This window comes from Nonomuraea sp. NEAU-A123, from assembly GCF_018603905.1.
GTDB lineage: Bacteria > Actinomycetota > Actinomycetes > Streptosporangiales > Streptosporangiaceae > Nonomuraea.
The window spans coordinates 177,572-203,896 of sequence record NZ_JAHFZZ010000010.1 but is presented as its reverse complement, the minus strand read 5'-3'; the positions used below and the strand labels follow the sequence as shown (position 1 = coordinate 203,896).

General features: G+C 69.7%; 26 protein-coding genes and 2 pseudogenes. 18 read left to right on the top strand and 10 right to left on the bottom strand.

What is annotated here, in order from left to right:
• Positions 1-85: 85 nt before the first annotated feature.
• Positions 86-508, bottom strand: coding sequence for a YbaB/EbfC family nucleoid-associated protein (locus tag KLK06_RS30995; RefSeq protein ID WP_214639195.1), 423 nt, complete (start codon positions 506-508; stop codon positions 86-88).
• Between the two features lie 134 nt (positions 509-642).
• Between KLK06_RS30995 and KLK06_RS30990 the strand changes: the two genes are divergently transcribed.
• On the top strand, positions 643-924 hold the full coding sequence (locus KLK06_RS30990) for a hypothetical protein (RefSeq protein WP_214639194.1): 282 nt from the start codon (positions 643-645) through the stop codon (positions 922-924).
• Positions 925-2,076, top strand: coding sequence for a hypothetical protein (locus KLK06_RS30985; RefSeq protein WP_214639193.1), 1,152 nt, complete (start codon positions 925-927; stop codon positions 2,074-2,076).
• 8 nt (positions 2,077-2,084) lie between these two features.
• Here KLK06_RS30985 and KLK06_RS30980 read toward each other — a convergent pair whose 3' ends face one another.
• The 4 genes from KLK06_RS30980 to KLK06_RS30965 are packed head-to-tail and all read right to left on the bottom strand — an operon-like array spanning position 2,085 to position 5,309.
• The gene (locus KLK06_RS30980) at positions 2,085-2,894 is read right to left on the bottom strand and encodes an alpha/beta fold hydrolase (protein ID WP_214639192.1); all 810 of its coding nucleotides are present in this window, start codon (positions 2,892-2,894) and stop codon (positions 2,085-2,087) included.
• Positions 2,895-2,925: 31 nt separating this feature from the next.
• Positions 2,926-3,723, bottom strand: a complete 798-nt coding sequence (locus tag KLK06_RS30975) for an aminotransferase class IV (RefSeq protein WP_214639191.1) — start codon at positions 3,721-3,723, stop codon at positions 2,926-2,928.
• A 12-nt stretch (positions 3,724-3,735) separates the two neighbouring features.
• Positions 3,736-4,179, bottom strand: a complete 444-nt coding sequence (locus KLK06_RS30970; protein WP_308168525.1) for a helix-turn-helix domain-containing protein — start codon at positions 4,177-4,179, stop codon at positions 3,736-3,738.
• A 26-nt stretch (positions 4,180-4,205) separates the two neighbouring features.
• A complete protein-coding gene (locus KLK06_RS30965; RefSeq protein WP_214639190.1) occupies positions 4,206-5,309 on the bottom strand; it encodes a dienelactone hydrolase family protein in 1,104 nt (367 codons plus the stop codon).
• A 133-nt stretch (positions 5,310-5,442) separates the two neighbouring features.
• Here KLK06_RS30965 and KLK06_RS30960 point away from each other — a divergent pair, with 133 nt between their 5' ends.
• From KLK06_RS30960 to KLK06_RS30920, 9 genes are all read left to right on the top strand, one after another.
• Positions 5,443-6,585, top strand: coding sequence for a sensor histidine kinase (locus KLK06_RS30960; protein ID WP_214639189.1), 1,143 nt, complete (start codon positions 5,443-5,445; stop codon positions 6,583-6,585).
• Positions 6,582-7,226, top strand: a complete 645-nt coding sequence (locus KLK06_RS30955; protein ID WP_214639188.1) for a response regulator transcription factor — start codon at positions 6,582-6,584, stop codon at positions 7,224-7,226. The genes KLK06_RS30960 and KLK06_RS30955 overlap by 4 nt, the downstream gene beginning before the upstream one ends.
• Positions 7,227-7,264: 38 nt before the next feature.
• Positions 7,265-7,621 (top strand): nucleotide pyrophosphohydrolase, encoded by a 357-nt coding sequence (locus KLK06_RS30950; RefSeq protein ID WP_214639187.1) that lies wholly within the window; start codon positions 7,265-7,267, stop codon positions 7,619-7,621.
• 75 nt (positions 7,622-7,696) lie between these two features.
• The gene (locus tag KLK06_RS30945; RefSeq protein WP_214639186.1) at positions 7,697-8,089 is read left to right on the top strand and encodes a GntR family transcriptional regulator; all 393 of its coding nucleotides are present in this window, start codon (positions 7,697-7,699) and stop codon (positions 8,087-8,089) included.
• Positions 8,086-8,973, top strand: a complete 888-nt coding sequence (locus KLK06_RS30940; RefSeq protein ID WP_214639185.1) for an ABC transporter ATP-binding protein — start codon at positions 8,086-8,088, stop codon at positions 8,971-8,973. Before KLK06_RS30945 ends, KLK06_RS30940 begins: the two co-directional genes overlap by 4 nt.
• Entirely contained in the window at positions 8,973-10,025 is a 1,053-nt protein-coding gene (locus tag KLK06_RS30935) for an ABC transporter permease (protein WP_214639184.1), read from the top strand. Before KLK06_RS30940 ends, KLK06_RS30935 begins: the two co-directional genes overlap by 1 nt.
• Complete coding sequence (locus KLK06_RS30930; RefSeq protein ID WP_214639183.1) at positions 10,022-11,440, top strand: S41 family peptidase; 1,419 nt, start codon at positions 10,022-10,024, stop codon at positions 11,438-11,440. The genes KLK06_RS30935 and KLK06_RS30930 overlap by 4 nt, the downstream gene beginning before the upstream one ends.
• A gap of 12 nt (positions 11,441-11,452) precedes the next feature.
• On the top strand, positions 11,453-12,610 hold the full coding sequence (locus KLK06_RS30925; RefSeq protein WP_214639182.1) for an alpha/beta hydrolase: 1,158 nt from the start codon (positions 11,453-11,455) through the stop codon (positions 12,608-12,610).
• A gap of 200 nt (positions 12,611-12,810) precedes the next feature.
• Positions 12,811-16,071 (top strand): BTAD domain-containing putative transcriptional regulator, encoded by a 3,261-nt coding sequence (locus KLK06_RS30920; protein ID WP_214639181.1) that lies wholly within the window; start codon positions 12,811-12,813, stop codon positions 16,069-16,071.
• Positions 16,072-16,109: 38 nt separating this feature from the next.
• On the opposite strand, the pseudogene KLK06_RS30915 reads toward KLK06_RS30920, so the two are convergent.
• Both KLK06_RS30915 and KLK06_RS30910 read right to left on the bottom strand, forming a co-directional pair.
• Positions 16,110-16,211 (bottom strand): annotated as a pseudogene (locus KLK06_RS30915) (SRPBCC domain-containing protein); the annotation flags it as partial.
• Between the two features lie 79 nt (positions 16,212-16,290).
• Positions 16,291-17,325: an alpha/beta hydrolase-fold protein gene (locus tag KLK06_RS30910; RefSeq protein ID WP_214639180.1), complete on the bottom strand. Its 1,035-nt coding sequence runs from the start codon at positions 17,323-17,325 to the stop codon at positions 16,291-16,293.
• Between the two features lie 108 nt (positions 17,326-17,433).
• Between KLK06_RS30910 and KLK06_RS30905 the strand changes: the two genes are divergently transcribed.
• On the top strand, positions 17,434-18,126 hold the full coding sequence (locus KLK06_RS30905) for a helix-turn-helix domain-containing protein (protein WP_308168523.1): 693 nt from the start codon (positions 17,434-17,436) through the stop codon (positions 18,124-18,126).
• Positions 18,127-18,268: 142 nt separating this feature from the next.
• On the opposite strand, the gene KLK06_RS30900 is transcribed toward KLK06_RS30905, so the two are convergent.
• The gene (locus tag KLK06_RS30900) at positions 18,269-18,610 is read right to left on the bottom strand and encodes an Lsr2 family protein (RefSeq protein WP_214639179.1); all 342 of its coding nucleotides are present in this window, start codon (positions 18,608-18,610) and stop codon (positions 18,269-18,271) included.
• A gap of 829 nt (positions 18,611-19,439) precedes the next feature.
• Here KLK06_RS30900 and KLK06_RS30895 point away from each other — a divergent pair.
• The gene (locus tag KLK06_RS30895; RefSeq protein WP_214639178.1) at positions 19,440-19,589 is read left to right on the top strand and encodes a GPGG-motif small membrane protein; all 150 of its coding nucleotides are present in this window, start codon (positions 19,440-19,442) and stop codon (positions 19,587-19,589) included.
• A 224-nt stretch (positions 19,590-19,813) separates the two neighbouring features.
• Positions 19,814-21,013 (top strand): AI-2E family transporter, encoded by a 1,200-nt coding sequence (locus tag KLK06_RS30890; protein WP_214639177.1) that lies wholly within the window; start codon positions 19,814-19,816, stop codon positions 21,011-21,013.
• 112 nt (positions 21,014-21,125) lie between these two features.
• Here KLK06_RS30890 and KLK06_RS30885 read toward each other — a convergent pair whose 3' ends face one another.
• Entirely contained in the window at positions 21,126-21,611 is a 486-nt protein-coding gene (locus tag KLK06_RS30885; protein WP_214639176.1) for an inorganic diphosphatase, read from the bottom strand.
• A 154-nt stretch (positions 21,612-21,765) separates the two neighbouring features.
• On the opposite strand from KLK06_RS30885, the gene KLK06_RS30880 reads away from it, so the two are divergent.
• The 3 genes from KLK06_RS30880 to KLK06_RS30870 all read left to right on the top strand — a co-directional run bounded on the left by KLK06_RS30880 (position 21,766) and on the right by KLK06_RS30870 (position 23,938).
• Positions 21,766-22,248 (top strand): LysE family translocator, encoded by a 483-nt coding sequence (locus KLK06_RS30880; RefSeq protein WP_214639346.1) that lies wholly within the window; start codon positions 21,766-21,768, stop codon positions 22,246-22,248.
• Between the two features lie 24 nt (positions 22,249-22,272).
• Positions 22,273-22,800: a TetR/AcrR family transcriptional regulator gene (locus KLK06_RS30875; protein ID WP_214639175.1), complete on the top strand. Its 528-nt coding sequence runs from the start codon at positions 22,273-22,275 to the stop codon at positions 22,798-22,800.
• Between the two features lie 115 nt (positions 22,801-22,915).
• Positions 22,916-23,938: a medium chain dehydrogenase/reductase family protein gene (locus KLK06_RS30870; protein WP_214639174.1), complete on the top strand. Its 1,023-nt coding sequence runs from the start codon at positions 22,916-22,918 to the stop codon at positions 23,936-23,938.
• Positions 23,939-24,030: 92 nt separating this feature from the next.
• Here KLK06_RS30870 and KLK06_RS30865 read toward each other — a convergent pair whose 3' ends face one another.
• Positions 24,031-25,044, bottom strand: coding sequence for a LacI family DNA-binding transcriptional regulator (locus tag KLK06_RS30865; RefSeq protein WP_214639173.1), 1,014 nt, complete (start codon positions 25,042-25,044; stop codon positions 24,031-24,033).
• A 145-nt stretch (positions 25,045-25,189) separates the two neighbouring features.
• On the opposite strand from KLK06_RS30865, the pseudogene KLK06_RS60285 reads away from it, so the two are divergent.
• Positions 25,190-26,275: pseudogene (locus KLK06_RS60285) on the top strand (IS256 family transposase); the annotation flags it as partial.
• Positions 26,276-26,325: the final 50 nt, after the last annotated feature.

Sequence of the window (26,325 nt, the reverse complement as noted above, 5' to 3'; positions counted from 1 at the left end):
GACATTTGTGCACATGCATACCAGCGGACACCCTAGAACGGCCGGGTCCGCCGGGGGCATTCTTCAAACAACCTCGAAGTGTCGCTCAGGACGTGCCCCGGCGCAGCTCGTCGATGGCCTGGAACTGCTCGTCCATCGACGACTCGAAGGACTCCAGGACCTGGCTGAACCGGTCGTCGAGCGCGTCCTGTGACGGCATCGACTCGCCGAGCGTGCCGGCCATGACCTCCCTGACCATCCTGTCGGCCTCGTCCTGCGCCTGCTGGACGGCCCGCAGCAGCTCCCCGGCGAGCCGCTGGCTGTCCAGGCGCATCGCGCGCGGGGCTATGACCAGCTCGGTGAGCCGTCCGGTGGCGCCGGCCGCCACCTGGACCTGCCCGTCCGCGCCGGTGCCCCGGCCGACGACCGCGTCGATCTCCTTACGGCTCTCTTCGACGCGGAGCAGCATCTCCTCCGCCTGAGCGGTGATCCGTTCGAGGTCTTCGGGGCGGAATTCCGCAGCATCCATGCCAGGGATAATCGCCGACAGCGCACCCAATACGGCGATATTTCGGGAAAAGTCGAAGTGTAAATGGATTCGTTGATTCGGGTGGTTTGTTACGGCAAGGTGGCCAGCGGGTTAAAAAGAAGGGGCGGTTTCCGATGGGCGACGGGATCAGGATCGAGCCCGCCGTGCTGATCGCGGGCGGCCAGGCGTGCGACGAGGCCGCGGCTCTCCTGCGACCGGCCGTCGACACGTTCCGCACCTCGGCGGCGCCGACCCCCGACTGCTTCGGCCTGATCGAGCGGGGCTCGGAAGAGCTGGCCAAGTCCTACCAGGCGTTCTACGACGAACTGCTCGGCTTCGCCGACGACCTCACCGCCAAGCTGGGGGAGACCGCCGTCGGCCTGCGCGAGAGCGCGACACGACTGGGAAGTGGCTGAATGGCAGGACCGTTCGACCCGATCACCGACCTCGTCCGGACCCTGCGTAACGCGATCGCCTCCATGGGCGGAGACGAGCAGGAACAGCGCCTGCTGCTCATGGCCGACGCCTGCCTGGGATTCCAGGCGGCGCTCAAGGAGATCGACCCGAAACTCGCCCCCATCCCCAAGTCGCTCGACGGCTGGGTGGGCGACGACGCCGCCACCTTCCACGACAAATGGGCCCATCACCTGGACCAGCGGTTCAGGACGGCGGCCATCGACCATCTCGGCACCGCGGCCGAAGTGCTGAAACAGTCGGTCGAGGCGACCCGCAAGACCCGGAAGGCGCTCAACGATCTCATCGAGTCCCTGGTGATCTCGATGGCCGCGGGCGCCGCCGTCTCGGTCGCCGCCGCGGCCCTCAGCGGCTACGCCGCGTGGGCGGCCTCCGCGGGGATCGCCGCCCGCGGCGCCACCGTGGCGACGGGCATCCTGAGCAGGTTCTTCTCGCTGCGCAACGCCGCCACCGCGATCATGCGCACCCTTGAGGCCGTCGGGAAGTCGGGACTGGTACGCGGTCTCAGCATGTACGGCGGCGGCGGCTTCAAGGCGGTCGCGCTGAAGACACTCGGGAAGTACGGGCAGATCTACGGCTGGTCCCTCGGCGGCAACCTGCTGGCCGGCGGCGTGGCCAGAGGGGTCTTCGGCCAGAACCCGCTGGACATCTCCATCCTCTCGCTCGCCCAGACCGCCAACGCCTCGACGATCGCCGGCCTCACCGGCCCCCTCGGCGCGACGAGCTACTTCACCGGCCTCGCCGCCAGGCGGCCGCTCCTCACCAACGTGACGATGGGCGCGATCGCGGGCGGCGTACCCGCCTTCTGGAACGCCAGGATCGAGGGCAAGTCCTGGGGGCGGACGTTCGGCGACGTGGCGCTGTTCTCCGGCATCGCGGGCGGCTTCAACGGGGCCGTGGGGCGGGCGTTCAACCCGGCGGCGGGGCAGCGAGGCGTGCCGTCACCCCAGTGGTTCGGCGGCCTGCCGCCGATGGCGCAGAGCTCGCTGCTGGGCTTCGCGCCCAGCGTGGGCCTCAGACTCGCGGTCCCCTTCGCCCCCTCGGCCCCGCCGCTCCGCGCCCCCGACCCACCGGACCTGCCCGGCGGGAAGTAGCGGCGAACTCACTGCGCGAGGACCTCGCGCAGCCGGGCCGCGTACGCCCTGGGGTGCGAGGTGTTGCCGTTGTGCCCGCCCGGAAAGTGCACGAGGTCGGTGCCGAGCAGCCGCGCCAGCTCCTCGGCACACCGGTAGTCGAAGACCGTGTGCGGGGTGGCGCGACCGGCGACGGGCACGATCGGGGCGCCCTTCAACGTGGCCGGGTCCAGCCGGTCGGCGATGGCCGCCGTCCAGTCGTGCTCCACGAAATAGTGGAAGTTGGCGGTACGCTGCGGGGTCATCGGCTGCGGGGTCAGGTCCGGCTCGACGTCCCGGCTCGCGAGGTCGATGCCGAGCGCCCTGCCGATCTCCTTGAGCAGGGCGGGCAGGCCGTCGCGCCGATAGATCTCCTGGCCGCCGGCCAGCTCCCGCTGATGGTCGTGGCACTCGTCGGGAGGCAGCAGCCACGGCGCGACGGGCTCGTGCGCGATCAGCCTGCTCAGCCGGCCGCTCGCGACCAGGTGGAGCCCGATGGTGGCGCCGAAGCTCAGGCCCAGCATCGTCACCGGCTCGCCGGTCAGGTGGTCGAGCAGGCGGCGGACGTCGTCGACGTGCTCCTCGACGGTCACGCCCCCGGCCGGGTCGTCCGGGATGCTGCGCGAGAGCCCGCGCCGGTCGTACGTGATCACCGTGTGGTCGGCGACGAGCTGGTCCACGAGGTCGACGCTGCGTCCGGCGTCACCTTCGCCGCTCTGGGAGATCAGCAGGACGGGACCGGTGCCCCGCACCTCGAAGTAGAGGTTCGCGCCGTCCACCCGCAACATGCCTGTTTTCATGACATCAGCCTAATGCATCAATTTTGATGTATCAAGAATGATGTATCTCACCCCAGGGCATCCCCTCGAAGTAGCCGATCAGGCGGCCCACCGCCCTCTCGTCCACCTTCAGCTTCACGTCGTCGATCCGTCCCACGGGCGCGACGCCGCGCGAGTTCGTCACGAACACCGCAGGGAAGTCCCGCAGGTCCTCCACCCGCAACACCCGGCTCTCGTACGGCACGCCCGCCCGCGTCAGCCCCGCCTCCATGAGCTGCATCGTGATGCCGTGCAGCATGGGCGCGTCCGGCCAGATCACCCGGCTGCCGTCGAAACACCCCAGATTGGTGATCGAACCCTCGGAGATCACCCCGTCGTCCGTGGTGAGCAGGGCCTCGTCGAAGCCCTCGGCCTCCACCCGCCGCCCGAGGTAACCCTGCGGGAAGCCGCCCGTGTGCTTGATGTGCGGCAGGAAGCGCTGGTAGCGGACCGATCTGAGGCTCTGCGGGGCGGTGGACACCTCGACGGGAGCCGTGGCGGTCACCAGCACGTGCAGCTTGGCCACCTCGCACACGTACACCCGCACGGACGCGTCAGGCCCGCCCCCCGGCCTGCCCTCCAGGCCCAGAACCGACCTGATGGAGTCGACGACGAGCCCGCGGTCGAGCGGGCGGCCGAACAGCTCCTCGGTGGCCCGGTCGAGCCGGTCGAGGTGGCGGTCGAGGCCGCGTACCCGGCCCTGCCTGACCTGCATCGCGGTGAAGTGCCCGTATCTCGCCGACACGGCCAGCGTCACCTCCGGCGCCTCGGCGAGCTTGCCGTCGATCACGGTGCGTTCGATGTCGATCAACTCCCTTTCCGGCTAACGGCTGAGCGTCCTGGGGATGAGGCGCCGGGCGAGCTCCTCGAGCATGGCGACGGTCTCGGCGATGTCCTGCCGGTCGTCGGTGTCGAGGGCCGCGGCCACGGCGTCGTCCACTGGCGCGGCACGTACCTCTGAGACCCGCCCCGAAACCTGCGGCGACTCCCTGATCAGAGAGCGCCGCCGGTCCCGGGGGTCGATCATGGTCTCCAGCGCTCCCACGGTCTTCAGCCGGGCGACGGCGGCGGAGACGGCGCTCTGCGGCAGGCCGGTACGGGCCGCGACCTCGCCCACTGAGGTGTCGGGATGCTCCCGGATGTCGCTCACCACGATGAGGACGGTCCGGACGCTGGTGGAATGCTCGCCGATGCCCTCGGTGGGCATGGCCTCCTCGCCGATCTTCATCAGCGTCCGCCCGAGCAGGAACAACTCGACCCCGTTCACCTCAGGCACGATACCGCCGAACCGATCTAGGGCCAGAACTTCACTTCGGGCAAGTCCTTCGACGGCTTGTCCAGCAGCGGCTCCCGCTCCTGGCGCAGGTGCCGGTCGAGGAAGGCGCCGACGTACGCCCGGGTGATCGACACCGAGCGCTCACCGTCGAGCGCCGGTGCGGGCAGGCCCACCTGCGGCCTGAGCACCGCGTAGTCGGTGAACGAGCCGTGGTCCGTGCCCGCGACCGACAGCCAGCGCTTCCAGCCCTGCACCTTCGGCCACCAGCCGGCCCACGACTGGTCCCCGGTCGGCGTGTGGTTCTGCTCGGTGCCCATCATGAGGAGCGGCCCGCGTATCGCCGTTGTCGGCTGCTTCGGGTTGTAGCTCCCGTCGAGGTTCACCCCGGCCCGCACCCGCTTGTCCGCGGCCATGAGCTGCGGGGCCGCGTTGCCGCCCGCCGAGAAGCCGACCATGCCGATCCGCGACCGGTCGACCAGCCGTCCCCACCCGGTCTTCGCGGTGAGCCGGTCGAGCACGAACGACAGGTCCTTCACCCGGCTCTTGGCGAGCGCGATCCCCATCTCCTCGTTGTTCTCTCCCACGCACGCCGCGCAGGTGGTGGTCCGCCCGTCGGGGAACGTGGTGGCCACCGACTCGTAGGTGTGCTCGACGGCCGCGACCAGGTATCCCTTGCTGGCCAGGTCCTCCGCCAGCGAGGTCATCGTCGCGCGGGGGAAGGAGAAACCGGGCGACACGAGCACGAGCGGCAGGCCCTGGCGGCGGGTGAGCGGCTTGGCGTCCACCGTGGCGTACGTCCGGGTCTTGGCCAGCGAGTCGGCGGGGACGTTCGGATAGTCCTTGACGATCAGCGCCGACTCCTGCGGCGTCACGTAGGGCGCCGCCCGCGTGCCCGCCCGTGCGGCCGGATACCAGAGAGAGACCATGAGCTGCCGCGGCCCGTCCTTCGGCACCCACGGATCGGGACGATCGGCGTCCACCAGGTGCAGAGAAGCCAGCCCGACGGGATACTTGCCGGTGGGCGCGGGCAACGCGGTGCCGGTCGCGGCCCGCGCCTGTACGGACGGCGCCGCCAGCAGGGCGCCGGCCACGCCCAGGGCGACGAAGAGGTGTCGTTTCATGGGGGCCAGCCTGGGCCCGGACCCACCGGCCCGGCTTGCCCTGGAAGTCGACCGGCACCCCCTCCTTTCGTAGCGGTCCGGATCGACGATCGGCGCGGGTGGCGCCCCGGCGCCGGGCCGTACGCTGAAGAACATGCAGGTGAGCAGACGGATCGAGGGCAGCTTGCCCGTGGTGCTCGGGGTGGGCGTGTTCGCGGTGTCCGCGGTGCCGTTCGACCAGACGGGCGGGCTGACGTCGCCGGTGCTCATCGTGACGGCGGCCGCGGCGGGCGCGGCGGCGTGGTTCGCGCGGCGGTCGTGGTGGCCGCTCGCCCTGCTCGGTGCCGTCTTCTACGTGTGGCTGGTGATGTGGCCGCCGCTGATGGTCGCCTCCTATTACGCGGGTACGACGCTGCGCGGCGCCCGCGGCGTCGCGATCTACCTGGGCGGGACCGCCGTGGCGCTCGGCGCGGCCGTCATCGTCGGCGACCTGATCGGCGGGCGCCGGGAGATGGTCACGGCGACCGGCGCCAACGTGGCGCTGATGGCCATGGCCCTGGTGGGGCTGCCGTTCATGTTCGGGCTCTGGACCCGGGCCAGGCGCGACGTGCTGGCCGCCGCCAGAGAGCGGGCCGACCGGCTCGAACGCGAGCAGGTGATGCGGGCCGAGCAGGCCAGGGCCCAGGAGCGGGCGCGCATCGCCAGGGAGATGCACGACGTCGTCGCGCACCGGGTCTCGCTGATGGTGCTGCACGCCGGGGCGCTGGAGGTACGGACCACCGACGAGCCGACGGCCCGTACGGCGTCCATGATCGGCGGCATCGGCCGGGAGGCGCTGGCCAACCTGCGCGAGCTGCTCGGCGTCCTGCGCTCGAACCAGCAGCCCGCCGAGCTGAGCCCGCAGCCCACCCTGGCCGACCTCGACCGGCTCCTGGACCAGTCCCGCGCGCTGGGCATCTCGGTGCGCAGGCACGACCACGGCGAACCGCGCGCGCTGGGCTCGACGGTGGAACGGACCGCCTACCGCGTGGTGCAGGAGGCGCTCACCAACGTGCACAAACACGCCCGCGACGCGCACACCGACGTCCACGTCCGCTTCCTGAACGGCACTCTCCAGGTCGAGGTGCTGAACCGGGGAAGCGCCAATGGAACGGAACATGCCCTGCCCGGAGCGGGCTGGGGGCTGGCGGGCCTGCGCGAGCGGGTCGAGCTCCTCGGCGGGTCGCTCCAGGCGGGCCCCCGGCAGGAGGGCGGCTACGGCGTCACGGCCGCCATCCCCGTACGGGCCACGGCATGATCCGGGTGCTGGTCGTGGACGACGAGGCCCTGGTCAGATCCGGGCTGCGAATGATCCTGGAGACGGCCGACGACATCGTGGTGGTGGGCGAGGCCAGGGACGGCGAGGAGGCCGTCGGAGCGGCGGCCCGGCTGAGGCCGCACGTGGTGCTCATGGACGTGCGGATGCCCGGCACCAACGGCCTGACCGCCGCCGCCCGCGTGCTGGCCACCCCGGACCCGCCCAAACTGGTCATGCTGACCACGTTCGACCTGGACGAGTACGTCCACGAGGCGTTGCGGCTCGGCGCGGTCGGCTTCCTGCTCAAGGACACCCCGCCCAGAGACCTGACCGCCGCCGTCCGTACGGTGGCCGCCGGCCAGGCCATGCTCTCCCCGTCGGTCACCAGGCGGCTGATCGACGCGTTCGTCGACAAGGCGCCCTCGCGCTCGGACTCGGCCCGCAGGCGGCTCGCCTCGCTCACCGGCCGGGAGGAGGATGTGATCAGAGCGCTGGCCCGCGGCCTGTCGAACGCCGAGATCGGCCGCGACCTCCGCCTGTCGGAGGCGACGGTCAAGGCGCACGTCAGCCGGGTGCTGGCCAAGCTCGGCCTGACCAACCGCGTCCAGGCCGCCATCCTCGTCCATGACGCCGATCTCTGACCCGCCCCGATGAGCCCGCCCCGATAAGGTCGTCAGGCGTGACGAACGAGTTGGGACCACTTGCCGAACGGCTGCGGGAGTTCGCGCGGGCGCGCGACTGGGAGCAGTTCCACACACCGAAGAACCTCGCCATGGCGCTGGCCGGGGAGGCGGGGGAGCTGCTGGCGGAGTTCCAGTGGCTCACCCCCGCCGAATCCGCCGACCTCGACCCCGAGACGCTCGCCAGGGTGCGTTCGGAGCTCGCCGACGTGACGCAATATCTGGTCCGGCTGGCGGACGTGCTCGGCGTCGACCTGGTGGCGGCCGCCTACGCCAAGCTCGACGAGGGCGAACGGCGCTACGACGCCGACCTCTATCGCGGCTCCGCCAGAAAGGCCCCGCCCCTCAACCCGTAACGCGCCCCGGCTCTTTACCGACTCCATACATGCAGGTGCCTAAAGTACTAGAGCACTAGATAAATGGAGTAGCCGGTGATCGAGTTTCATCTGGATACGAAGTCAGGCGTCTCTCCGTACCTGCAGCTGGTCCAGCAGGTACGGCACGCGCTACGGCTCGGCGTGCTGCGCGAAGGCGACCAGCTGCCGACCGTCAAGGAGGCCGTGGCGCAACTGGCGATCAACCCCAACACCGTCCTGAAGGCCTACCGGGAGCTCGAGCACGAGGGCCTGGTCGCCGCCCGGCCAGGGGTGGGGACGTTCGTGACGGCGACGCTCACCGACACCTCGCTGGCCGCGCACGGTCCGCTGCGACTGGAGCTGCGGCGCTGGCTGGCCAAGGCCCGCCGGGCCGGTCTCGACGACGAGAGCATCGAGGCCCTCTTCATGACCACCTTTCGGCACACCGCTCAGGAGGACATAGCGTGAAGACCGTCCTGCAGGCCCAGGGTCTGGGCAAGAGATACGGCAGGCGCTGGGCGCTGCGCGACTGCACCATCGACATCCCCGCCGGGCACGTCGTCGGGCTGGTGGGTCCCAACGGAGCCGGCAAGACCACGCTGCTGAAGCTGGCCAGCGGCCAGTTGGAGCCCACGAGGGGCGGCATCAACGTGCTGGGCGGCCGTCCCGCCGAAGGCCCCGCGCAACTGGCCAAGGTCGGATTCGTCGCCCAGGACACCCCCGTCTACGCCGGGCTGAGCGTCGCCGACCACCTGCGATTAGGAGCCCGGCTCAACCCCGGTTGGGACGCCGCGCTGGCACGGGAGCGGATCAGACTGCTCGGTCTGGATCCCAACCATCGGGCGGGGAAGCTGTCGGGCGGCCAGCGCGCCCAGCTCGCCCTCACCCTCGGCCTGGCCAAGCGGCCCGAGCTGCTGATCCTGGACGAGCCGGTCGCCTCGCTCGACCCGCTGGCCCGCCGTGAATTCCTGCAGGGCCTGATGGAGGCGGTCGTCGAGCACGAGCTCAGCGTGGTGCTCTCCTCCCACCTGGTCGCCGACCTGGAACGGGTCTGCGACTTCCTGATCGTGCTCGTCGACTCGCGGGTCGAGGTGGCGGGAGAGGTCGACAAGCTCCTGGCCACCCATCACCGGCTCACCGGCCCGCGCCGCGACCCCGACCGGCTCCCCGCCGACCAGGATGTCGTCTCCGCGCGCCACACCGACCGGCAGAGCACGCTCGTGATCCGTACCGACGCCCCGATCCACGACCCCGCCTGGACGGTCAGCCGGCTCAGCCTGGAGGACCTCGTCCTGGCCTACATGGAGAAGCACACCGCCGACAACCGGCGAATCGCCCTGGAGGTGCGCTGATGATCTGGCTGACCTGGCGCCAGTTCCGAGGCGCGGCCGTGATGATGGCCGGCCTGCTCGTCATCCTCGCCGTCGTCCTGGCCCTGACCGGCCCGAAACTGGCCGCCGACTATTCCACCGGGATCGCCGGCTGTGTCCAGGACAACACCTGCGTCCGCTTCTACGACCGCTTCTTCGGCGCGTACGAAACGCCCTTCATGGCCCTGTCCCTGGTCGTGCTGCTCCTGCCCGCCCTCGCCGGGCTCTTCTGGGGAGCGCCGCTGATCACCCGCGAGCTGGAGGCGGGCACGCATCTGCTGGTGTGGAACCAGAGCATCACCCGCGCCCGCTGGCTGGCGGTCAAGCTCGGGCTCACCGGCCTGGTCGCCGCGGCCGCCACCGGACTGTGCGGCCTCGCGGTGACCTGGTGGTCCGATCCCCTGGACAAGTCGGCCCCGGGCGGTTTGGCCTTGATGGCTCCCCTGGTGTTCGGCGCGCGCGGCATCGCCCCGCTGGGGTACGCGGCCTTCGCCTTCGTCCTGGGCGTGACCGTGGGCATGATGGTGCGCCGCACGCTGCCCGCCATGGCCATCACCCTGGCAGTTTTTGTCGCGATCCAGCTCGCCATGCCGCTGCTGGTCCGGCCCCATCTGATGACCCCGGTCACCTCGACCTTCGAGCTCAGCGAGGCGAACGTGGACGGCTTCGGTATAAACCGGGACCGAGGCGGATATGTGGAGGTTCGACTGAATGATTCTGTTCCCGGCCACGCGGGCGCCTGGGTCCTGTCCAACAATCTCCTCGATTCGTCCGGACGTCCGGTCGCCGGCCCCGAACCCGGAGTCGGGAGCGTCCAGGTCTCGACGACGTCGGGACCCTGCTCACCGTCGGGACAGCAGGGCATGGGCATGTGCCCGGCGGAGATCAACCGGCTCGGCTACCGGCAGCAGGCGACCTACCAGCCCCTCGACCGTTTCTGGCCCTTCCAGTGGATCGAGACCGGGATCTACGCCCTGCTCACCCTCGGCCTCACGTGGCTCTCCTTCTGGTGGATCCGGAGACGGCTGTCATGACCGTCATCAGAACCGCGGCCGCCGGGCTCGCCCTCCTTCTGGCCGCGGCCTGCACAGCTCCGGCGCCACCGCGCGGCCAGGCGAGCGCGGCAGCCAGTACGGTCTGCGCGCCGCCCCAGCGAACCCCCGAAGCGGAGACGCCCACCACGATCGACGTCATCGAGCAGGCGTACTTCTGCATCCTCGGCACCTACTACAGCGGCGCCACGCTGGACGCCCGTTCGCTGCTGACCGCCGGATTCGTCGCCCTGACCCAGGAACTCAACCGCAACGGGCGCGACCTGCCCGAGGCCACCATGCCGGCGCTGACCGGCGACCGCAAAGCCGACTGGACCGCTTTCGAGAACGCCTATCGGAAGGTCACCGATCAGGTGCCCGGCCTGCGCGACAAGCTGGCCATCGTCACCCTCGAGGCCATCGTGTCCGCCCTCGGCGACAATCACGCCCGCTGGACGCACGACGCCAAGCGGCCGCCCGACTACTACGAGGGTGACGGCTACGGCCTGGGTCTCCAGGCGAACGTCAACGGCCCGCAGGTGGGCGGCAATCCCGGCGTCGCCGTCCCCCCGCTGTTCGTCACCACTGTCCAGGGTGGCGCGGCGCAGGCCGCCGGGTTGCGCGCGGGCGACATTGTCGAATCGATCAACGGATCGGCGCCCTTCATCGGGGGGAAGGCCACCCCCGCGATCAACGCCCTCTACCCGCAGTATCCGGAAGCGCGTCCGGTCCGGCTGCGGCTGCTGCGGCAGAGCACCGGCCGCCGCTGGAGCGTGACGCTCAAGCCCGGCCTGTTCCAGCGGGATCTGGCCGCCCTGCAAGTGGTGCGGTCGAAGCTGCTGGACGACAGCATCGCCTACGTACGGATGACCGGATTCGCTCCCGACTCCGCGAACAGGGTTCTCAAGGCCATCTCCAGGCTGCGCACCGGCCGGACCCTTACCGGCGTCGTGCTGGACCTGCGCGGGAACGGCGGCGGCAGCCCTTTGGAGGCGACCCGGCTGGTGAGCGCGTTCGTCCACGGCAAGGTCACCGCCTACCAGTGCACCGTGGACGGCAAGTGCGAGACCTCGCGGACCGACGACACCGTTGATCTGGTCAACCTGCCGCTGATGGTGCTCACCGACCGCAGTTGCGCCTCGGCCTGCGAGCACTTCAGCTCCGCTATCAAGGACCTGCGGGCCGGCCTGCTGGTCGGCACCAGAACCGCCGGCGTCATCTCCGGCCCGGCGCAGGGGTATCTGCTGCGCAACAACACGTTGCTGGGCTTTCCCGCCAGGCATCACCTGGGGCCCAACCGCGAGGTGATCGACCGGATCGGCGTGCCGCCCGACCACTACGTACCCCTGACCTCGAAGGACGCGGCCGCCGGACGCGACCCCGCCCTGGCCAAGGCCCTGACCTTGTTGAGCAAGTGAATGGACCTCTCCATGAGACAGCTCTTGGCAGTCGCCGCAGGACTGGCCGTCCTGGCCGCGTCCGCCTGCTCCGCACCCGCGCCGCCCCGGTCCGCTGCCAAGCCGTCGGCGACGTCGACCGGCCCCGCCACCCTGCCCGCCCCGACCGGCGCCCATCCGGTCGGCACCACCGCCCTGTATCTGAAGGACACCTCCCGTCCCGATCCCTGGAACCTCGACGTCGACGCCAGGGAGCTCAAGGTCACCCTGTGGTATCCGACCAAGCGACGGGACGGGCAGCGGGCGCCGTACATGACGCCGAAGGAATCAGAGCTCATGCTGAAGGGCTTGAGGATCAGTGGCGTGCCGGACGACACGCTGAGCAAGACGCGAACGAACGCCATCCAAGACGCCGAACCGGCGGGGCGGAAGTTGCCGCTGGTGGTGGTCTCCCCTGGCTTCACCAAGCCGATGAGCACACTCACGTCCCTGGCCGAGGACCTGGCCAGCCGGGGGTACGTCGTGGCCGGGATCGACCACACCTACGAGAGCTACGCCACGACCTTGTCCGACGGGCGGGTCGCGGAGTGCCTCGCGTGCGACAGCGACACGGACCCGGGCTTCGGCACGGGGGTGATCCAGGGCCGGGCGGCCGACGTCTCGTTCGTGCTCGACCAACTGCCGGCGAAGTGGGATGGTTCCGACCGGATCGACCGCTCCCGCGTCGCGATGGTCGGCCAGTCGATCGGCGGGGCCGGCGCCATGGCGGCCATGGTGAAGGACTCCCGGGTACGCGCCGGGATCGACATGGACGGCACCACCTACGCACGGATCCCCAAGAGCGGGTTCACCCGGCCGTTCATGTTCATGGGCTCTCCGCAGCACATCCCTGGCGGTCGTGACAATTCGTGGGACCGCGACTGGAAGCTGCTGACCGGGTGGAAGCGCTGGATCGTGCTGTCCGGCGCGGAACACCAGTCCTTCACCGACGGCCCGCTGATGTCGGGCGCCCTCGGCATCACGCCCCCCTACGGCATTCTGCCCGGGGCGCGCTCCGTCGAGCTCACCCGTACGTACGTGGCGGCCTTCCTCGACCAGCATCTGAAGTCGCGGCAGCAGTCCCTCCTGGACAAGCCGTCATCGCGCTACCCCGAGGTCAAATTCTGCCCCGCGACCTGTGGTCAATCGTGAGGCTCCGCGCATCTTGAGCTCCTCGGCGATCGGGCCGGACGCACCAGAACACCGGATCGGCTGCCGAGCCGGTCCGGTGCCTCACGTCTCATGCGACGGCCGACATCTCCCGCTCGGGGACATGGCGGTCCCCTTTCCGTTGCCTCCACCGTGCTGGAACAGCCTTTAGATCCACTTCTCGTGCGCTTAGGGTGGCTCCTATGCGCTTTGGGGTGCTAGGGCCGCTGGCCGTATGGACCGACCAGGGGGAGCCGGTCACGATCCCCGGGTTGAAGGTCCGTGCGCTCCTCGCCGACCTGCTGGTGGACGAGGGGCGGCCGGTGTCGTCCGATCGGCTCGTGGACGACCTGTGGGCCGGTGAGCCGCCGGGCAACTCCGTGGGTGCGCTCCAGGTGCGGGTCTCGCAGCTACGGCGCGCGCTGGAGGACGCCGAGCCGGGCGGCAAGAACCTGGTCATCTCACGTGCGCCCGGCTACCTGCTCAAGGCCGCCGAGGGTACGGTCGACGCCGCGCGCTTCGCCGAGCTGCTGGCCCGGGCCGAGACGGCCGAGAGCCCACGGACCAAGGCGGAGCTGCTGTCCGACGCGCTCGCGCTGTGGCGCGGCCCGGCGTTCGCCGACTTCGCCGACGAGGAGTACACCAGGTCCGCGATCCTCCGGCTGGAGGAGCAGCGGCTCTCCGCCCTGGAACAGCAGGCCGAGGCGCGCCTGGAGCTGGGCGAGCACGGCCTGCTCGTCGGCGAGCTCGGCGACCTGGTGGACCGGCACCCGCTCAGGGAGCGGCTGCGGGCCGTACACATGCGAGCGCTCTACCGCGCGGGACGGCAGAGCGAGGCGCTCGTGAGCTACGCCGACCTGCGCGAGCGGCTGGCCGAGGAGCTCGGCCTCGATCCCGCGCCCGAGCTGGTCGCGCTGCACCAGGCGATCCTCGGCCAGGACCCGGCCCTGAGCAGCCCCGCGCCCCGGCCCGCCACGAATCTGCCCGCCTCGCTCAGCGACCTGATCGGGCGGGACGGCGCGCTGGCCGAGGTCCGGACGCTCCTGGAGCACAGCAGGCTCGTCACCCTGACCGGCAGCGGCGGCGTCGGCAAGACGCGGCTGGCCCTGGAGACCGCCACCCGGCTCGCCGACACGTACGCCGACGGCGCCTGGCTGGTCGAACTCGCCCCCCTCGACCGAGGAACCCGCTCACCGGACGCCGACGAACGGGTGGTGGACCGCGCTGAGCGAGTTCGGTCGGGTGTCGACGAGCGGGTGGTGGCGGAGACCGTCGCGGCGGCGCTCGACATTCGCGAGGAGTCCGACGGGACGCCGCTCGCCGACCGGCTGGCCGGGGCGCTGCGCTCCCGGCAGCTCCTGCTCGTCCTGGACAACTGCGAGCACGTGATCGAGCAGGTCGCCGAGCTGGCCGGACGGCTGCTGCGGACCGCTCCCGGGCTGCGCGTGCTGGCCACCAGCAGGGAACCGCTGGCGGTGGCCGGCGAGGTGCTGTGGAGCGTGCCGCCGCTGGACGTGCCGGTCGGCACCGACCCGGGCGAGGTGGCGCGGGCCGACGCGGTCCGGCTGTTCGTGGCGCGGGCCGCCGCCTCGGCCCCCGGCTTCACCCTCGACGCGGGCAACGCCGGGGCGGTCGCGCAGCTCTGCCAGCGGCTCGACGGGATCCCGCTGGCCCTGGAGCTGGCGGCGACCCGGGTGCGCGCGCTCGGCGTACAAGGGGTGGTGGCCCGGCTCGACGACCGGTTCCGGCTGCTCGCCTCCGGGCAGCGCGGCGCGCCGCCGCGCCAGCAGACGCTGATGGCGGTGATCGACTGGAGCTGGCAACTGCTGACCGAGCCCGAACGCGCCGTCCTGCGCCGCCTGGCCGTCCACGCGGACGGCTGCACCCTGGAAGCCGCCGAGGAGACCTGCGCGGAGGACGGGCTCGACGTGCTCGACCTGCTCGCGCGGCTGGTCGACCGCTCCCTGGTGGTCGTGGCCGACGGTACGGCGGGCATGCGGTACCGGTTGCTGGAGTCGGTGGCGGAGTACTGCCTGGAGCGGTTGCCGGAGGCGGGCGAGCTGGATCGGGTACGGCAGGCGCACGCGGCCTACTACACGGCGCTGGCCGTACAGGCTGAGCCGTTCCTCTATGGGCACTCCCAGCGGGAGTGGCTGCTGCGGCTGGACGCGGAGGCCGCGAACACGCGGGCGGCGCTCGACACGGCGGCCGGGGCGGGCGACGCGGCCGGTGCGCTGACGCTGGTGAACGCGCTGGCCTGGTATTGGGTGCTGCGCGGCCGGCTGGCCGAGGGGCGACGGTCGCTGGAGTCGGCGCTGGCCATCGCGGACGGCGCGGCTGTTGAGCATGACGCTGTTGAGGGCGGCGCTGTTGAGGGCGGCGCTGTGGCGGTCGCGAGGGCGAGGGCGGGGGCGTGGCGGGCGGGGTTCGCTCTCAAGCTTGGGGAGGATGTCGACTGGCGGTCCGCTCTCGATCGGATCGAGGATTCGGGTGGGCGGGCCAGGGCCGAGTGGTTCCTCGGGTGGGCGGTGCCCGACATGCTGACCGGGCAGGAGCTGGTGTCGAGCGCGCTGGCCACGTTCAGGGCCATGGGCGACCAGTGGGGGATCGCGGCGGCGCTGAGCCGGCGGGCGCGGGACGCCTTCACACAGCGGGACTTCGTGGCCCTGGAACGCGACGGTGAGGAGAGCGCGCGGCTGTTCCGGCAGCTCGGCGACCGGTGGGGAGTGCTCCAGGCCACGGAGTGGCTCGGCGGGCTGGCCGAGATGGGGGGCGACGCGGAGCGGGCCAGGCGGCTGTTCGCGGACGGGCTGCGGATGGCGGAGGACCTCGGGCTCTGGCCGGAGGTGGCCGGACGCACCGCCTGGCTGGGCTGGATGGCGCTCGGGGTGGGCGAGTACGAGCGGGCCATGGAGCTGTGCGGGCAGGCCCTGCGCATCGCCTCCGGGCAGGGCCATCGAGAGATCTCGATCATGTCCGAGATGGGCCTCGCCTACGCCGAGCGCCGGGGCGGCCACCTCGACCTGGCGGAGCAGCACCTGAACCACCTGCTCGAAGGGATCCCCCGGGGTCCCGGCGTCGAGCCCGCCCTGCACCTGCCGGACACGCTCGTCGAGCTCGGCTACCTGACCGAGCTGCGCGGCGACGCCGCGACCGCCAAGAACCTGCACCTGGAGGCCCTGACGGCCGCGCAGCGCATCGGCGACCCGCGCTCGGCGACGTGGGCCGTGGAGGGCCTGGCCGCCGCCGTGGCCGCCGGAGGTGACCACGAGCGCGCGGCCCAGTTGCTGGGGCTGGCGGCGGGAGTCCGCGAACACAACCAGACGCCCGCCGCTCCGTCGGAACTGGCCGAGATCACGCGGGTCACCGGGGCGGCCGTGGAGGCGCTGGGCGAGGCGGAGTTCGGCGCCGCGTACGAGCGGGGCGGCAGACTGAAGCTCGACGACGCGGCCGGCCTGGCCTGACGCGTGTGGGTCCGGGTCACGCCCGGGTGAGGTGCTCGGAACCACTGGGAGAACTCTTCGGGACGGGTCCAGGCGGCGTACACCTGCTCGCGGGAGGCGTCGTAGATCCGGGTGATCTCGATCTCGGCGGTCTGGCTCATCGTGGTGCCCTTCTCCGCGGTTCAGCTTCCGACGAGATCCACGATGCCGGTCGGTACTTACGATCTCCTTCAAGCGGTCTTAAGGCGAGAGGCGGCGGCTCAGCCAGGCCAGGGCCAGCGGGTAGCGATACTCGATCGCGCCGTGCCCGGCGTCGAAGAGTTCGAAGTAGATCCGCTCGTCCGGCACCCCCGCCGCCTCCAGCGCCCGCCGGAACGCCGTGGCGCCGAAGTCCAGGTAGTACTCGTCCTTGGTGCCCGCGTCGACCCAGATCGCCCGCATCGACCGCAACGCTTCGGCGTACCCGGGCCGGGTCGCCATCACCACCGGGTCGCGGGCCAGCCAGCGCTCCCACACCTCGGGTATGACGGCGCCCGTGTCGTCGAACGGCAGACGTACCGTGCCGTCCGCGTCGGCCGAGTACGCCGCCGCGTAGGCGTACATCTCCAGCAGTTCGAGGTCGCCTTCCCTGGTCCCGGCGATCCTGCTGCGGAAGTCGGCCAGGAACTTGTCGTACGAACCGCCGTACATGTCACGCAACAGCCGCACGACCGGCGGCAACATGGCACGGACGCTGACGTCGAACAGCGAGTCGCCCGCATGAGTGGCCAGCGCCCCGAACACGTCCGGCCGCAGCATGGCGGTGACCATCGCCCCGCCGCCCCCGCTGGACTTGCCGGTGACCGCCCGGTGGTCGCGGCCGGCCAGCGTGCGGTAGCGGGCGTCCACCCACGGCACGACCTCGTCGCACAGGTAGGAGTGGTAGCGGCCGGTCGCGGGCGAGTCGAGGTACTGGCTGCCAGCCAGCGAGGTCCACGCGTCGACGTACACGACGATCGCGGGCGGCACGTCACCGGCCGCGAACACGCCGTCCGCCAGCTCCGGATACGTCCGGCGGAACGGCGTCCGGTTGAACCACATGGCGACATGCCCGGTGTAGCCCTGCAGCACGTAGATGGTCGGGTAGCGCCGGTCGGGGTGGTCGTCGTACCCCGGAGGGACGTACACGTACAGGGGCCGCTCGTGCGGGTCCCCGAGGGGGTTGCCGCGCAGCAGCTCGCTGTCGATGACGTTGGGGTCGAGGCGGCCGGCGAGCTCGTCGGACCAGGGCAGCATGGATTTTCTCCCGTTCTCGACCCCGCATGGACTCGTGAGATCAGCCTGCCATCTCCGCCCCGGCGGCGCGCGGCCGTCCGGGGCGTCGGGAGTCGCTAGGCTTCGTCCGTGGACAGCGCAGAACTGAAGAACCGGGTACGCGAGCTGCGAGCCGAAGGCCGGTCTCCGAAGGAGATCGCCCGCACGCTGGGCGTGTCGCCGTCGGTGGTGGCGCCGCTCGTACGCGCGGTGGCGGCCGAGGGCAGCGCGGCGGCGGGGGAGCCCGAGGTGGCCGGCTGCTGGATCAACGTCGGCTGGAGCACCGGCCTCACCATCGACCCCGCCCGCGACTGGACCGACGAGAAGCCGTCGGCCGAAGGGCTGGACGGCAGGGTGTCCGTGCTGGTGGCCCGGCGCCACACCTGGGACCGGATGACGGTCTGCGGCTACCTGGCCGACGTCTACTGCACCGGCGTCAAGGACCTGATCGGGCCGGACATCATCGACGACCGGCAGCTCAGTCGCTTTCGCGAATACTTCTTCAGCGACTACGTGGGCTGGCAGGAGGCGCCGATCGAGCTGGCTCAGCATCTCGTGTTCGGCGCGGTCGACTATGCCCGCACGATGGACCTGGAGCCGTTCGTGACCTTCGACTCGGCCTCCCACGTCCTGGGCACCTGGGAGGGCGGCCCGTCGGCGATCACTTTCGGCCGCGACGGGAAGCCGTACTACGTCCCTGGCCCGAACGACGAATCCGGCAAGATCGTTAGAATCTTGGAGAGAAAACTCGGGCCGTCAGGCTTCGACTCTTCCGTTGGGTGACCCGGCGTGACGGTAGCCCCAATAGCTAGATCTTGTCCGGTTCCCTTTCCCGGACGCACCAGAAGCCCCCAACTCTTCGGAGGCGAGGGCTTCTTTCTTTTACGCAGTGTGCAAGTCGAGTAAGGGCTCTCCCCGGTATCCGCTATTGAGCTGCCTTGTACTTCTCTACGATCGTCGCGGCGATGCGGCCTCGCTCGCTCACCGGCAAGCCGTGCGCCTTGGCCCAGTTGCGGATCTCGGAGGACTTCTCACGGTTCATGGCCCGGGACGCGGAGTCGGCTCCGTGGCCGCCACGCCCGGGGCGCTCGGCCCGGATGGGGCGAGCGACGGTGATGTAGGGGGCGAGTGCCTTTTCCAGATCCTCCCTGTTCCTGCCCGACAGGTCGATCTCGTAGCTGGTGCCATCGATGGCGAACGTGGTGGTCTTCTCCGCTTCGCTTCCGTCGATGTCGTCAATGAAAGACTCAACGATCTGCTTGGCCATGCTGGCACTCCAATATGTGTTATGGGGTTTCGGGTACTGTATCGCCTTTTAGGGGTGCGTTGGGCAGACATCTGATGTCGGGTTCAATTGTTACAGAATAGGCGCCCTTTGAGGTCGGCTCGAACGCCTTGTGTCAGGGTAATTATCCAGCCACGTAGTCTGGCGCGGAATGAGATCGCGAAGAGGCTCGTGGCCATTATCGCCCTTCGTCGAGGCGGTCTCACGCTGAAGTCCTGTTTGGCGGCGGCTGCCACTCGAATCGCGTAGAGCAGACGGTCGAGCCCCTGGGCTGCGATTTCCAAGTCATCGTGATGGAACGCGCCGACCTGAATGACGAACCCTTTCCGCAGTTCGGTCGAAGACCGGTGGGGACGCAGTGACGGTAGGGCACTCGTGCCGCACGACTGGATTACGGAAGACATCGAGGACCGCTGATGAACAGGCACGCTCATGCAAAGAGGAGCCGGACAGCAGCCAAGCGGCGCCACTGGCGCCGAGCATCGCGATCTGGGTGCCGTCGGCGCTGGAGTTGTGCGTCTTGCGGGGAGTGGGCGGGTGCGGCGTACGGCCCGTCGATGTGAGTCAGCGCGGACGATGGCGTGGATGCAGTGGGCGATCTTGGTCGGGGCGTGCAGGGTGGGGGCGTGCGCTGAGGCGAGTCGCGCTGCATCAGCGCAGCCAGCCGCGTGCGTACGTAGGCCTACTCGCGCCGCAGCGCGTTGCGGGCGGTACCGAGCCGAAGTCGGGTGCCGGCTGGCTGTGATCGAAGCGTTATGGGTGTTGCGGCGGCCGTTTGTTTTCCGCTTGAGGGCCAGGGCAGTCGGGAGTCATGGCTACTCTCCTGTGGATCATCGCCGTCGTCCTCGTCGTCGCTGGCATCTATGTGCTCCTGGCCCGGCGCGACATTCTGTGGGGCATTGTCCTCATCGTGGTCGGGCTGCTGGTCGGCCCCGGTGGGGTGAGCATCTTCAACGTCTAAGGCCCAGTCGCGACCGGGACACCCCTGCCCAGGGCTGCCCGAGGTGATCGCGAACTGGCTGACCGACATCGGGCTCCTGCGGACTTGTTCCGCAGGAGCCTGCGGTGCGCCCGCGGCGCCTCCGGCTCGAACGCGTCGGCCGGCAGCGGCACACGACCGGCGAAGGGTAAGCACCGACCCGCACGGGCAAGAGCGGGGGTCCTCAACGGTTCAGGAGCGCGCCAATGTCTCGTGACAACCCCTCTTCCGTCGGCCCGGACGGCCCCCACCCAGACCCCGGTGAACATGGCGCGAGCGAGTCAGCCGCAGCACCTGCCACCGGTTGGGACGCCCATCCGGACGGCCCCAGGCAACGAGCCGACGCAGCGGACGCGCTGCCCTTCGGCAAGCCCGGGCGACCGTTCGGCAGCACACCCTTTACCTTCGGATTCACCGCCGCGCTCGGCGTGCTGACCGCCTGGCTGCTGGTTCAGGCGCTGACCGTCACCGCCTCGATCCTCATTCTGATCACCGTGTCGCTGTTCCTGGCCGTCGGTCTGGATCCCGCCGTACGCTGGCTGCAACAGCGTGGCCTGCCGCGTTGGGCCGCCATCGCCGCGGTGTTCGCCGCCGTGATCGCCTTCTTCGCCGGGTTCGGCCTCGCGGTGATCCCCGCGCTGTCGCAACAGGCAGGCCAGTTCGCCCAGCAGCTGCCCACCTACATCCAGCAGCTACAGAACAACTCTCAAGTACGCGAGCTGGACCAGCAGTTCGGCCTGCTGGAACGACTGCAGTCGTACCTGATCAGCGGAGACCTCGGCCAGCAGGTGTTCGGCGGGCTGCTCGGCGCGGCCGGCATCGTGGTCAGCGCCGTCTTCTCCACGCTGACCGTGCTCATCCTCACCCTGTACTTCCTGGCCGCGTTACGCAAAATCACCCGCACCAGTTATCGGCTGATCCCCAAGAGCCGTCGCACCCGCGTACAACTACTCGGTGATGAGATCTCCAATCGGGTGGGCGGCTATGTCGCCGGCAACCTGATCATCTCCCTCATCGCAGGCGTGACCACGTTCATCTTCCTGTCGGTCGTGGGCGTGCCCTACTCTCTCGCCTTGGCGATCATCGTCGCCGTCACCGACCTGATCCCGCTCATCGGCGCGGGCATCGGCGCCGCCATCGCGATCCTCGTCGCCCTGTTCGTCTCACTGCCCGTGGCCATCGCCACGCTGGTGTTCTTCGTCATCTACCAGCAGATCGAGAACTACGTGATCGCGCCGAAGGTGATGAAATCCTCCGTCGACGTGCCCCCCGCCGCCACCATCGTCGCCGCCCTGATCGGCGGAGCCCTCCTCGGCATCGTGGGCGCCCTGCTGGCCATCCCCGTCGCCGCCGCCATCCAACTGATCGTCAGCGAGGTCATCCTGCCCCGCCAGGAACGGCACTGACCATTCTGACGTGGTGACGCGACGAGCAGTGGCTGGCGTCGATCTGTCGCTGAAGTACCTACTCACCTGAGACGGGGCTCACGGGGTCTGTTCCTGTTCGTGGCAATGTCCTTCATGGTGACGCCGACAGGCGAGCCGCAGCCTGGCTGATGACCTTCTCGGCTTCGGCGCGGGGCTCCCAGCCCCGGGTGTCGGTGCTCTTTTCCGGCTCGAGATCCTTGTAGACGTCGAAGAAGTGCCCGATCTCGTTGAGTACGTGGGCGTCCACATCCGTCAAGTCCTGGATATGGGCATAGCGGGGGTCGTTGGCCGGCACGCAGAGGATCTTGGCGTCAGGCCCCTGTTCATCGAGCATCCAGAACACCGCGACCGGCCTTACCTCGATCACGCAGCCAGGGAAGGTCGGCACCTCGCCGAGCACCATCGCATCGAGAGGATCGTGGTCTTCGGCCAGGGTGTCTGCCACGAACCCGTAGTCATAGGGGTAGGCGGTAGCGGTGAACAGCAGCCGGTCCAGCCGGATCCGCTGCTTGGCCGGGTCCATCTCGTACTTGTTGCGCGATCCTCGCGGCGTTTCCACGATCACGTCGAAGCGCATTACAGCCCCCCTCCGCTGAGGACAGGAACCATTGGCCAGTACGGCAAAGCGCCTTCAGAGGCGGCCTCGGCGAGGTCCACCACCGAGCACTCTCATGATATGCCGCATCATCCCGGCCAACCGTGAGCGCCCCCGCGTACTCTGCGCGTGAGCGCTGGCCGCGTGCGCGGGCATCGCCGCGGTCCTGGCCGCCTCCACCGTGGCCTTCATCGTGCTCAAGCTGGCCGGAGCCGCCTACCTCGGCTACATGGGAGTGCGCATGCTCTGGCGGTCCTGGCGCGCGAACGAGGAGACCGCGAACCCCGCACCGGGCACCGCGACGGCGCCCGCGTCGTTCGCGGTGCTGTTTCGTCAGGGGCTGACCACCAACCTGCTCAATCCCAAGGCCGCGGCGTTCTTCACCGCGTTGCTGCCGCAGTTCGTCACCGCCCACGACGGTACGGCCGTTCCCGTGATCATCGGCCTGACGCTCATCGCGGCGGCGGCCAACCTGGCAGGTCAGTGCGTCTTCGCGGTCACCGCGCACCACACCGCTCGGCTGGTCGGGCGCCGCCGCTTCGAAAGAGTCCTGGACGGCCTCGTCGGGTCCGTCCTCCTGGCCCTCGGCCTCAAGATCGCCACCAGCGCCCAGCCCTGAGCTGCGCTCTTCAGGGCTGGCCCGGTGACGGTCAAGCCCCCGCACGAGCCGTTGGCCGGGCCTAACACGACAGCTCACGCCGGCTATCACGCCACTCCCGTCGCCGAGGTCGCCGAGGCGGCACAGGTGTCGCCCGCCTACGTGTTTCGCCTGTTCCCCGGCAAGCTCGGCCTTTTCGTTGCGACGGTCGATCACTGCTATGAGCAGGTCGCCGCCGCGCTCGTCAAGGGCGGGGAGGCGGCGGAGTCTTCCGCCCCCGACGATGTGCTGGCCGCGATGTCGGCCGCGTACACGGAGTTGATTCGCGATCGAAATCTGATCATGTTGCAGGTGCACGCCCAGAGTGCGTGCGATGTTCCGGAGATCCGGGACGCCGTTCGCCGAGGGGTCGCGAGAGTCGTCAGCGCGGTCTCGAGGGTGTCCGGTGCGGACCCGAGTGCGGTGCAACGCTTCATCGCGTACGGGCAGCTCTGCCACCTGATCGTCCAAGCCGACCTCGGAGCCGTTAACGAGAGCTGGGCGCGCACCGTGAGCGCCGGAATCAGCCACTGACGCGCGGCCTTCCACCGGTCACGTCCCCCGCAAAAATGCGCCGCCCACTCGCGGCGCGCCATTTTCGCCCAGTTATGTGACTGATCAATCAGTAACTTACAGAAGGGAACCTCCGATGAACGCCAAGAGGGTCGTTCTGCCCGGTCTCGTGGAGCCCGAGGGCTTGGTGATCGAAACCGGTCCGTTGGACGCCCCGGGGCCGGGGCAGATCCTGGTCGCCGTCGAGGCGACGGGCATCTCGTACGCCGAGCAAGCGATGCGCCGAGGCCGTTACTTCGGGCAGCCGAAGTTCCCCTTCGTCCCGGGATACGACTTAGTCGGCACCGTCCTTCAAGTCGGTCCTCAGGCGGACGCATCGCTCGTCGGCGAAAGGGTCGCGACATTGACGAAGACCGGCGGCTGGACCAGTCATGCGGTGGTCGAGGCACGCGACAGCGTCATCGTGCCGGCCGGCATCGATCCGGCCGAGGCGGAGACCGTCGTGGTCAACGGAGTGACCGCATGGCAAATGCTGCACCGAGCCGCGCGCGTCAAGCCCGGTCAGACCATCCTCGTCCACGGCGCCAACGGCGGTGTGGGCGGAATCCTCATCCAGTTGGCCCAGCACGCGGGAATCCGCGTCATCGGGGGAGCGTCCCCTCGACACCACGACGCACTCAGAGCAGCCGGCGTCGAACCCGTCGACTACAACGATCCGAACCTCGCCGACCGCGTCAGGGAGCTGTCCCCCGGGGGCGTGGACGCGGTGTTCGACAACATCGGCGGGCCCATGACGCGCGTCTCGTACGGGCTGCTGGCGCCGCGAGGGGCTCTTGTCTGCTACGCCATCATCGCGGGGGTCGGTGGCACCGGCGGCCTGGTGATGCCGTTCATGGAAGCCCTCAGCCGGGTGCTGCTGTGGAACGCGCTGCCGAACGGGCACCGTGCGTCCTTCTACGATCTGTGGGCAGGGCACAAGAGGCGGCCGGCCCGGTTCCGCAAGCACCTCGAAGAGGACCTGGGACACGTGTTCGCGCTGCTCGCTGATGGGAGCCTGAAAGCCAACATCGCCGCGCGCTTCCCGCTCGACGATGTGGCCGCCGCGCTGACCCTCGCCGAATCCCGCACGCTCAACGGCAAGGTGATTTTGCTGCCCTGACCGCACCATTACGTAGTCTTTTGCCGTACGTTCTGCCGGCGAATTTACGTGATCCGGCGGCCTGGAGAGCCGGGCGGCGGGCGTTTCCAGGGTCAGGCGGCGACGGTCGAACCGCGTATGACAAGTTTGGTGGCGAGTTCGATGTGGCTGGATTCGATTTTCTCGCCGGCGGCCAGGCGCAGCGCGGTGCGCAGGGCGACCGCGCCCATCTCGCGCAGCGGCTGGCGTACGGTGGTCAGCTGCGGCGAGGTCATGGTGGCGATCTCGGTGTCGTCGAAGCCGACGACGCTGAGGTCTTCGGGGATGCGCAGTCCGCGGGCCCTGGCGGCCTGTATGGCACCCAGGGCGCTCTCGTCGCCGGCGGCGAAGATGGCCGTCGGGGCAGGGTGCAGGTCGAGCAGGACGGCCCCTTCTTCCATGCCGTGGGGATAGCAGAAGCCCGGGGTGCGGACATATTCGGTGGGTACGGGCACGCCCGCGGCCTCCATGGCGGCGCGGTAGCCATGCATGCGTGCTTGGTTGGTGGTCGACGTCGCCGGGCCGCCGAGATAGGCGATGCGGCGATGGCCGAGGTCCAGTAAATGCTGGGTGGCGGACAGGCCGCCGGTGAAGTTCGTGGAGCCGACGCTGGTCACGGGGGTGTCCGGCAGGTTCAGTGGATCGACGACAACCACCGGGATACGGGCCTGGGACAGTGCGGCGAGCTGGGCCGAGGTCGGCACGCTGGAAATGGTGATCATCGCTCGACGTCCGGCCGCGACCAGGTCGCGAGCCCAGGAGACGCCCACGCCGGCCGCCACCTTCATATAGGTGACGACGACCGCGACGCCCAACTCGGCTCCGGCCTCGACCGCGCCCTTGATGACTTCGGTGGAGTATGAGCACAGATCGTCCACTCCCAGCTCGACCGTGGCCGTCACCTGCGCTTGGTCCCGGCGTGACGCGAGCGGCACGTAGCCCTGTTCCAGCAGGAGAGACTGCACCAGCGAACGAGTGGCCGGTGCGACGTCGGAGCGACCGTTGAGCACTTTGGACACTGTGGCCACGGACACACCAGCCGAGGCGGCGACGGTGGCCAGCGTGGTACGCCCAGGATTGCTCGGCATCGATTCCTCTCTAAGGCCCGGCACCTACTTTAAGGGAGCAACGCTCAAGATCTGTGGATCGGCCTCGGGTTGGGACGCGAAAGGGCGTACCTTCCCGAGTGATCGATAGGTCACCGAGTAGTCGATCAGGGAACCGGACGCGGGGCGCCTGGTGGTTCGCAACGGCCACCACCGGCCCCGCACTGTAGTCACCGCGGCAGGGCCCGTGGAGGTCACTGCGCCTCGGGTGAACGACCGGCGCGTCGACGAGGCCACCGGCGAGCGCAAGCGGTTCTCCTCCAGGATCCTGGCCCCGTGGTGCCGCAAGTCGCCGAAGATATCCGAAGTGCTTCCCCTGCTTTACCTGCATGGACTGTCCTCGGGGGACTTCGTGCCCGCGCTGGAGCAGTTCCTCGGCGGCTCGGCCTGCCTTCCGTGACCCGGCTGACGAAGCAGCGGCAGGACGACCACACCGTCTTCCAGCAGCGCGACCTCAAGGACCGCGACTTCGTCTACGTGTGGGCCGACGGCGTGCACCCCCAAGGTCCGGCTCGGACAGGCCCACTCGTGCGTGCTGGTCCTGCTCGGAGTGCGGCTGGACGGCACCAAGGAGCTGATCGCTCTCGCGGAGGGACTGCGAGAGTCCACCGAGTCATGGGCCGACCTGCTACGCGACTGCCGCCGCCGCGGCATGCGCGACCCCGAGCTGGTGGTCGGCGACGGCGCGATGGGTCTATGGAAGGCCCTGGCCGCAGTGTTCCCCGCCGCCCGTCATCAAAGGTGCTGGGTCCACAAGGCCCGAAATATCACGAACGCCCTTCCGAAGTCCGCGCAGCCGGGCGCGACGAAGGCCATGCAGGAGATCTACAACGCCGAGGACCGCACGCACGCCGAGAAGGCCATCGAGGCGTTCGCGAAAACCTACGGCACGAAGCGACCCAAGGCTGCCGCGAAAATCACCGACGACCGGGACGAGCTGCTCGCCTTCTACGACTTCCCGGCCGAGCACTGGGTCCACTTGCGGACCACGAACCCCATCGAGTCCACATTCTCCACGGTCAAGCTGCGGACCAAGGTCACCCGCGGGGCCGGCAGCCCGGCCGCCGCCCTCGCCATGGTATTCAAGCTGGTCGAGTCCGCCCAGGAACGCTGGCGCGCGATCACCGGCGCCTCGCTCGTCGCCCTGGTCCGCTCCGGGGCCAAGTTCGAGAACGGCTTCCTGGTCGAGCGCGACGAGACCGTCGTAGCCTGATCACACGTCACCGAACCACAGCGATTGACAATTGCTCTCGCCGCGCTGGC

Excerpts from the sequence above, each read along its gene's own strand:
- KLK06_RS30930 (WP_214639183.1), top strand. The coding sequence starts at position 10,022 with ATGACCGTCATCAGAACCGCGGCCGCCGGGCTCGCCCTCCTTCTGGCC.
- KLK06_RS30960 (WP_214639189.1), top strand. The coding sequence starts at position 5,443 with ATGCAGGTGAGCAGACGGATCGAGGGCAGCTTGCCCGTGGTGCTCGGG.
- KLK06_RS30920 (WP_214639181.1), top strand. The coding sequence starts at position 12,811 with ATGCGCTTTGGGGTGCTAGGGCCGCTGGCCGTATGGACCGACCAGGGG.
- KLK06_RS30935 (WP_214639184.1), top strand. The coding sequence starts at position 8,973 with ATGATCTGGCTGACCTGGCGCCAGTTCCGAGGCGCGGCCGTGATGATG.
- KLK06_RS30980 (WP_214639192.1), bottom strand. The coding sequence starts at position 2,894 with ATGAAAACAGGCATGTTGCGGGTGGACGGCGCGAACCTCTACTTCGAG.
- KLK06_RS30910 (WP_214639180.1), bottom strand. The coding sequence starts at position 17,325 with ATGCTGCCCTGGTCCGACGAGCTCGCCGGCCGCCTCGACCCCAACGTC.
- KLK06_RS30865 (WP_214639173.1), bottom strand. The coding sequence starts at position 25,044 with ATGCCGAGCAATCCTGGGCGTACCACGCTGGCCACCGTCGCCGCCTCG.
- KLK06_RS30885 (WP_214639176.1), bottom strand. The coding sequence starts at position 21,611 with ATGCGCTTCGACGTGATCGTGGAAACGCCGCGAGGATCGCGCAACAAG.
- KLK06_RS30900 (WP_214639179.1), bottom strand. The coding sequence starts at position 18,610 with ATGGCCAAGCAGATCGTTGAGTCTTTCATTGACGACATCGACGGAAGC.
- KLK06_RS30955 (WP_214639188.1), top strand. The coding sequence starts at position 6,582 with ATGATCCGGGTGCTGGTCGTGGACGACGAGGCCCTGGTCAGATCCGGG.
- KLK06_RS30895 (WP_214639178.1), top strand. The coding sequence starts at position 19,440 with ATGGCTACTCTCCTGTGGATCATCGCCGTCGTCCTCGTCGTCGCTGGC.
- KLK06_RS30995 (WP_214639195.1), bottom strand. The coding sequence starts at position 508 with ATGGATGCTGCGGAATTCCGCCCCGAAGACCTCGAACGGATCACCGCT.
- KLK06_RS30870 (WP_214639174.1), top strand. The coding sequence starts at position 22,916 with ATGAACGCCAAGAGGGTCGTTCTGCCCGGTCTCGTGGAGCCCGAGGGC.
- KLK06_RS30925 (WP_214639182.1), top strand. The coding sequence starts at position 11,453 with ATGAGACAGCTCTTGGCAGTCGCCGCAGGACTGGCCGTCCTGGCCGCG.
- KLK06_RS30965 (WP_214639190.1), bottom strand. The coding sequence starts at position 5,309 with ATGAAACGACACCTCTTCGTCGCCCTGGGCGTGGCCGGCGCCCTGCTG.
- KLK06_RS30985 (WP_214639193.1), top strand. The coding sequence starts at position 925 with ATGGCAGGACCGTTCGACCCGATCACCGACCTCGTCCGGACCCTGCGT.
- KLK06_RS30990 (WP_214639194.1), top strand. The coding sequence starts at position 643 with ATGGGCGACGGGATCAGGATCGAGCCCGCCGTGCTGATCGCGGGCGGC.
- KLK06_RS30890 (WP_214639177.1), top strand. The coding sequence starts at position 19,814 with ATGTCTCGTGACAACCCCTCTTCCGTCGGCCCGGACGGCCCCCACCCA.